General features: G+C 57.9%; 7 protein-coding genes. 5 read left to right on the top strand and 2 right to left on the bottom strand.

From position 1 onward, the window contains the following. A partial coding sequence (locus GHO32_RS01985; RefSeq protein ID WP_178113824.1) for a transposase domain-containing protein occupies positions 1–590 on the bottom strand: 590 nt, incomplete at its 3' end. A gap of 275 nt (positions 591–865) precedes the next feature. Next, positions 866–1,774 carry a LysR family transcriptional regulator gene (locus GHO32_RS01980; RefSeq protein WP_153333811.1) on the bottom strand — a complete coding sequence of 303 codons (909 nt, stop codon included), beginning with the start codon at positions 1,772–1,774 and terminating at the stop codon, positions 866–868. A gap of 104 nt (positions 1,775–1,878) precedes the next feature. Between GHO32_RS01980 and GHO32_RS01975 the strand changes: the two genes are divergently transcribed. The 5 genes from GHO32_RS01975 (at position 1,879) to GHO32_RS01955 (ending at position 7,049) form a co-directional block, all read left to right on the top strand. Continuing rightward, a complete protein-coding gene (locus GHO32_RS01975) occupies positions 1,879–2,478 on the top strand; it encodes a short chain dehydrogenase (protein WP_153333809.1) in 600 nt (199 codons plus the stop codon). Between the two features lie 84 nt (positions 2,479–2,562). Continuing rightward, complete coding sequence (locus GHO32_RS01970) at positions 2,563–3,234, top strand: COG3650 family protein (RefSeq protein WP_153333807.1); 672 nt, start codon at positions 2,563–2,565, stop codon at positions 3,232–3,234. Positions 3,235–3,352: 118 nt separating this feature from the next. Beyond that, positions 3,353–4,963: an NAD(P)/FAD-dependent oxidoreductase gene (locus tag GHO32_RS01965; RefSeq protein ID WP_153332090.1), complete on the top strand. Its 1,611-nt coding sequence runs from the start codon at positions 3,353–3,355 to the stop codon at positions 4,961–4,963. A gap of 219 nt (positions 4,964–5,182) precedes the next feature. After that, positions 5,183–6,364 (top strand): Na+/H+ antiporter NhaA, encoded by a 1,182-nt coding sequence (gene nhaA, locus GHO32_RS01960; protein WP_048386524.1) that lies wholly within the window; start codon positions 5,183–5,185, stop codon positions 6,362–6,364. An 85-nt stretch (positions 6,365–6,449) separates the two neighbouring features. Further along, positions 6,450–7,049 carry a hypothetical protein gene (locus GHO32_RS01955; RefSeq protein ID WP_368668513.1) on the top strand — a complete coding sequence of 200 codons (600 nt, stop codon included), beginning with the start codon at positions 6,450–6,452 and terminating at the stop codon, positions 7,047–7,049. The last annotated feature ends 71 nt before the right edge of the window (positions 7,050–7,120 follow it).

The following is a 7,120-nucleotide window of genomic DNA, read 5'->3' as shown; positions in this document are numbered from 1 at the left end:
ATCAGTTTTTCGGCCAACTTCATTTCGCTACTGTGGTAGCTCTCGAACGTGCTGCTTATCAGCAGGTGGCTGGTCAGCTCCATCTGACAGACCATTCGAACTTGAGGAAAACTGCCATCGCCGTGCTGGTTAGTAGCGCCGCCATAGTGTGCACGGTTTTGCGCGGTATCCGGAGCATTCCAGACGACACCATCCACGCCAAGTAGCGTTAGCCCCAGCCATTGAGGGTGTTTGGCCTCTTCGTGCCACCGCTGCTGGGTAAGCGTGAATACTTCGCGTACAGCATCGCTCCCGAGCCGTTGCCGTCCTTGAACAACAGCGCTCGGTGCTACCAGAAGCCGCTTGCCCGGCAGCATGATGTCCATGTGATTCACAACATCCCAAGCCGACATCCGGCGAAACAACGCCATGCCGATGATGCACCACACTAGGCTTTCAAGTGGAAGACGGCGCTTGCGAATGGTCGAGACACCCGCGCTTTCGAAGGCTTGCTTGACGATGTCTGGATCGAGTAAGGCTCCTAGCCCCTCAAGGGCATGTGGCCGCGATGCCATTTCATGGGTAAGGGACAGGGCTTTTGACAGGCGCATAAAAAATCCGATGCTCGTTTCCAAGCATCGGATTTTGCGGCCTGCGGGCTAAAGGTCAATGAGTCAGTCTTAACTGACTGGCATTACCCTTCGGGGCCGTTTTTTATTGGGCCGCAGATCGCACCGCGCCCTGTAGCCGTTGACGAGCACCGCGAGGCTACGTTCGGCTGCGCAGCAGTCGTAAAACCATGCTCCGCGGTGGGTCAGTTCAACCTTGCATTGAGCCTATACGATCGCTTCGCAATCGGACGTAGCCTCGTAAAACTCGGCAATTACTACAGGAGATTGGGCTGCAGCACGCTGCGCTGAAACCATTGCACCAAGTAATCCGCCAAAACTTGCGTGCGCTTGGGCAATCCACCCTCATACGGGTGCACCAGGTACATCGGGTTGCTGCGAGTCTGATAATTGAGCAGTACCTCGCGTAATCGCCCGTCAGCCAATTCGGCGTGGAGCATGTAAGACGGCAACCGCGCGATACCAGCGCCTATCACCGCCGCTTTTTTCAGCAAACTGTAGTGATTACTGGCAAAAGGCCCTGAAACCCGAACTCGATGCAGTTCATGCTGCTGGTGGTACTGCCATTCTTCGCGGCCGCTGTAATGGCTGTTAAGCAAACAACGATGCTCGGCCAATTGCACCGGAGTGGTCGGTTCACCGTACTGTTCAAGGTACGCCGGGCTGGCGCAGGTCATTTCGTGCCAGCTCAGTACCGACTTTGCCACCAGTCGCTCATCGCTACCCACTTGCGAGCGAATCGCCAAATCAAACCCTTCCCGGGCCAGGTCGCGGTAGCTGTTACTCAACTCCAGCTCGATCTGGACCAAGGGATAGTGGCTGGAAAATTCCAGCAACAACGCGTCAAAAAAGGTTTCACCCAGCGACACCGGCACCGTCAACCGTACCGGACCCGCCATGTCGTCCTTAAGCCGCGCCAGCGCCTGATGCGCCCGCTCAACCTGCAGCACCAATGCTTGGGCCTGCGGCAATAACGCAGCCCCCGCCGCCGTAAGGCTCAAACGCCGCGTGGTGCGATGCAGCAGCACGACCGAGAACTGCGCCTCCAACTGACTGATGCGCTTGGACAGCTGCCCTTTGCTGCAGCCCAACTGCTGAGCGGCCAAGGTAAAACTCCCCGCATTGACCAACACTGCAAACGCTGCCAGATCATCCATCTCGCTCATGGATTGTTTCCATATGAAAACCAAAGGTTGCCTATTAGTGCGCTTATCGCCACCAAAATCCACTACTAGACTGAGCCCACACCTCCCCACTCAAGGAACACCCGATGAAAATCCTGCTGATCGGCGCTAACGGCACCATAGGTTCTGCTATTGATCGCGAGTTGTCGGCGCGCCATGAAATCGTGCGTATTGGCCGTAAAAGCGGCGATTTTCAGGTCGACATCAGTGACAGCGCCTCCATTCGAGCCTTGTTCGAACAAACCGGACGCTTCGACGCCCTGGTCTGCGCCGCAGGCAATGTCAACTTCGTGCCGTTGGCCGACATGACTGAAAAAGACTTCGCCCTGGGCTTGCAAGACAAGCTGATGGGCCAGGTCAACCTGCTGCTGATCGGCCGCGAGTACGCCAACGACAATGCGTCATTCACCTTCACCAGCGGGGTGATCAACCGCGAACCGATTCGCACCGGCAGTTCGGCGGCATTGGTCAACGCTGCGCTCGACGGTTTTGTCCGGGCGGCAGCAATTGAACTGCCACGCGGGCTGCGGGTGAACTCCGTCAGCCCTACGGTGCTGGCAGAGGCGATGGACAAATACGCTCCCTACTTCCGTGGCTTCAAGCCGGTAGCGGCCGCCGATGTGGCGCTGGCTTACGCCAAAAGTGTCGAAGGCCTGCACACCGGGCAGACCTATCAGGTGGGCTAAAGCACATTGTCAGATTTGTAGGGGCGGGCTTGTGATGCACGGCGAGCCTAAGTAACGTGACGGCATTAGTCAGGAGTCCGAATAATGCGCGCTGCCCGTTCCTTAGTTTTAGTCGCCCTGTTGCCCGTCTTTGCCGGCTGCCAGTTGCTGAACAGCAAACCCGTTGATAGCAACGCCGGCCTGACTCGCCTTCAGGGCGAACTGGTCTCAGACAATGGCCAACTGGTTTTCCAACCCTGCGTCGGCCAACAGCGCTATGTGGTCAGTGATGGCGCCAGCACCACACTGGTCCAGGACGCAACCGACATGCCCGTCAAACCTGGCAAGCTGTTCGCCGATATTCGCGGCAGCTTCGTCAGTGCCAAAACCGCGGGTGAGCAAGGTGAAGTCAAGCTGCAACAGGTATACCGCCTTGAGCGCAGCAGCGCTGCCTGCCAAGACCCCAACTTCAAGCAACAAACCGTGCATGCCAACGGCAACGGGCCTGCCTGGGAAGTACAAGCAGGCGGCAAAGGCCTGATCCTTAAACGCGAAGGTCAACAAGATCTGGCACTGCCCTATGTAGAAGAACAGGTCGGTGACGGCCGCTTCTCGCTGTCCACAGAAGCCAATAATCAGCGCATTGAGCTTTGGGTAGCCCCGCAGCGCTGCACCAACAGCGTCAACGGCAGCGTGCAACACCTGGCGGCTGAACTGCGGGTCAATGGCCAGGTTCAGCGCGGTTGCGGCTATTTTGGTGGCGCGCGCAACGACTAACCGACAACTGTAACCACAGATTGCTGTTTTAACCTGACCCAACGGTTCGAAGCCGCCTATAATCCCCGGTTCGCATAAGGCTGCCGGGGTTTACCTGGCCCCGACACTGGACACCGTCATGTTACGAATCACCGAACTCAAGTTGCCAATCGACCATCCCGAAGAAGACCTGCGCACTGCCATCGTGCAGCGCCTGGGCATCGCCAGCGATGATTTGCTCGATTTCACCTTGTTCAAGCGCAGTTACGACGCGCGCAAAAAAACCTCCGAATTGTGCTTCATCTACACCATCGACCTGAGCGTGCGGGATGAGGCGGCGTTGCTGCACACCTTCGCTGATGACCGTAACGTCAACCCTGCACCGGATGTCAGCTACAAAGTGGTTGGCCAGGCGCCACAGGATTTGAGCGAGCGCCCGATTGTCGTGGGCTTTGGCCCCTGCGGGATTTTCGCCGGTCTGCTGCTGGCCCAAATGGGCTTCAAGCCGATCATTCTTGAGCGCGGCACCGAAGTGCGCCAGCGCACCAAAGACACCTGGGGCCTGTGGCGTAAAAATGTCCTGAACCCCGAGTCCAACGTGCAGTTCGGTGAAGGCGGCGCCGGAACATTCTCTGACGGCAAGCTCTACAGCCAGATCAAAGACCCGAAACACCACGGCCGCAAAGTGCTGCACGAGTTTGTCAAAGCCGGTGCTCCCGAAGAAATCCTTTACGTCAGCAAGCCGCACATCGGTACCTTCCGTCTGACCGGCGTGGTTGAAAACATGCGCCAGCAGATCATCGCGCTGGGCGGCGAAGTGCGCTTCCAACAGCGCGTGACTGACGTGCTGATTGAAGACGGCCAACTGACAGGCGTGGTGCTGGCTGACGGCGAGCAATTGAAGGCCCGTCACGTGATCATGGCCCTGGGCCACAGCGCTCGCGACACCTTCCGCATGCTCCACGGCCGTGGCGTGTACATGGAAGCCAAGCCATTCTCGGTAGGTTTCCGTATTGAACACCCGCAATCGCTGATCGACAGCGCACGTCTGGGCAAATACGCCGGTCACCCGAAACTCGGCGCCGCCGACTACAAACTGGTGCACCACGCAAAAAATGGTCGGTCGGTGTACAGCTTCTGCATGTGCCCTGGCGGAACCGTTGTGGCCGCGACCAGCGAACCAGGCCGCGTGGTCACCAACGGCATGAGCCAATACTCACGTAACGAGCGCAACGCCAACTCCGGCATCGTTGTCGGCATTACGCCAGACGACTACCCGGGCGGTCCTTTGGCCGGTATCGAGTTGCAAGAGCGCCTCGAAGCCCACGCCTACGTGCTGGGTGGCAGCAACTACGAAGCCCCTGCGCAGTTGGTGGGCGACTTCATTGCCGGCAAGCCGTCCACTGAGCTGGGCAGCGTAGAGCCGTCCTATAAGCCGGGGATTTCCCTGGGTGATCTGGCTCTGGCCCTGCCTGCCTACGCCATTGAAGCGATCCGCGAAGCACTGCCAGCATTCGAGAAACAGATTCGCGGCTTCTCGATGCACGACGCCGTCCTGACCGGCATCGAAACCCGCACCTCGTCGCCGTTGCGCATCACCCGCGACGCGTCGATGCAAAGTCTGAACGTCAAAGGTCTGTTCCCGGCCGGTGAAGGCGCTGGCTATGCAGGCGGCATCATGTCTGCCGGTGTTGACGGCATCCGCATCGCTGAAGCAGTAGCACGCGATATCCTCGGTATCGAGGCTTAATATCGCCCTTGCTGGAGCGAGTTTGCCTCGCTCCAGCTAGACCTTTCCCACGGCGTATTTCGCTGTTTCCCGACTTATTTAGATACATAGCTGAAATGTCTCGTAGACGGTGCGGGATCAATGCGTTGCTTATAACAAAAAAGAATATAGTTTTTGTTTTAACAACTATCCGCACAGGTTAGGGTGTCGCACCTAATAACCATTCGTTGGAGAGCCACCTTGCCTCTGCGTAGCACTTTCACTCGTTTCTTTCAGATGGAAGCTGCCAGCGGTCTGCTGTTGATTGCAGCTGCGGCTCTGGCGTTAATCATCAATAACTCACCGCTTTCGCACTACTACACGGCATTTCTTGATGTGCCTGTGGCCGTGCAGATCGGTGCCCTGCAAATCGCCAAACCTTCGCTGCTATGGATCAACGACGGCCTGATGGCGTTGTTTTTTCTGCTGATTGGTCTGGAGGTCAAGCGCGAGCTGCTTGAAGGCCACCTGTCCAAACCCTCCCAGGTCGTACTGCCTGGCGCAGCGGCCATTGGCGGGATGGTAGTGCCGGCACTGATTTACTGGTTCCTCAACAAAGACTACCCCGATGCACTCGATGGCTGGGCGATCCCCATGGCCACCGACATTGCCTTCGCCCTCGGCGTATTGGCCTTGCTCGGCAAGCGTGTACCGGTTTCACTCAAATTGTTCCTGATGACCCTGGCGATCATCGACGATCTGGGAGCCATCATCGTTATTGCGGTGTTCTACTCCAGCGAACTCTCCGGCGTGTCGTTGCTGCTGGCAGCGGCCTGCCTGATTGCCCTGATCGTGATGAACCGCATGGGCGTAATCAAGATCGCGCCGTATATGATCATCGGCCTGATCCTGTGGGTCTGCGTGCTCAAAAGCGGCGTGCATGCCACGCTGGCAGGCGTGACCCTGGCGTTCTGCATTCCGTTGCGCACCAAAAACGCCGAAACTTCACCGCTGCTGACGATTGAGCATGCCCTGCACCCTTGGGTGTCCTACGGCATTCTGCCGCTGTTTGCCTTCGCCAACGCGGGCGTTTCGCTGGCCGGTGTCAATCTGCACAGCTTCACTCACCACGTACCGCTGGGCATTGCCGCTGGCTTGCTGATCGGCAAAACCGTGGGTGTGTTTGGTCTGACCTGGATCGCCATCAAAGCAGGCCTGGCTGCATTGCCGGCAGGTGCCAACTGGGGCCAGGTGTTTGGGGTGGCGATTCTCTGTGGCATCGGCTTCACCATGAGCTTGTTCGTCGGTTCGCTGGCATTTGTGCCGGGCAGCAGTGAGTACGTCGGCATGGACCGCATGGGGATCTTGACCGGCTCTATCCTCGCGGCTCTGATCGGCTACGCTGTTACCGCCATCTTCAGCCGTAAACAGGCAGACGCTTAACCCAACATCAACAGGGATTCTCGCAGGGGCAGCACCGTTAACCGGTGTTGCCCCTGATGGTTTTTTGTCGCCCAACGAGGGAAATGTGGACGCAAAACTTCAATTTGTGCAGTACGGGGGCATCAGTGTGATGTTCCCGGCAGCCTTGGTCATCGCGGCATGGCTGTGGGCTGCTGCCTCTAAAAAAATCGCGGTGTTGTGGCTGGGTGTACTGCTGTGCGCCTACTTCATCGTGGGCGTGACCAAAATTCTGTTCAAGGGCTGGGGGATTGGCTTGCACAGCCTGGACATTGCGGTGTTCAGCGGGCATGCGACCAATACCTGCCTGGTATTCACCGTGATGCTGAGCCTGTTGTGCCAGCAAATTAACCCACGTTTGCGCTGGCCGGCCTTTGGGGTTGGGGTGGTACTGACCTGGTGGTTCAGCATCAACTACATCGCCCTGACCATCCACCCCTTGTCAGAAGCCATTGCGGGCGCGTCGGTAGGCACAATCGCCGCATTCATTTTTCTGCTCATGCTGAGCCAGTCCAACATCGGCAAAATACCTCGCCCGGCACTGGCGCTAGGGTTGGCTGTGGTAATGGTGTGCGCTATCGCGCCCAAGTACTCGGCCGAAAGGCTGCTGGATCGCATCGCCATCTCGTTGTCGGGTGCTGAGCAGGCCTTTAGACGCTCGTCCTGAGCCAGCCCGAGGATTGCCAACCGCATAAAAAACCCCGGCCAGTTCGCACTGGCCGGGGTTTTGTTTAAGCG

This window comes from Pseudomonas sp. FSL R10-2189 (genome assembly GCF_009600325.1).
Lineage (GTDB): Bacteria > Pseudomonadota > Gammaproteobacteria > Pseudomonadales > Pseudomonadaceae > Aquipseudomonas > Aquipseudomonas helleri.
Note: the sequence above shows the minus strand (reverse complement) of the source record. Positions and strands in the feature narration are given on the sequence as shown.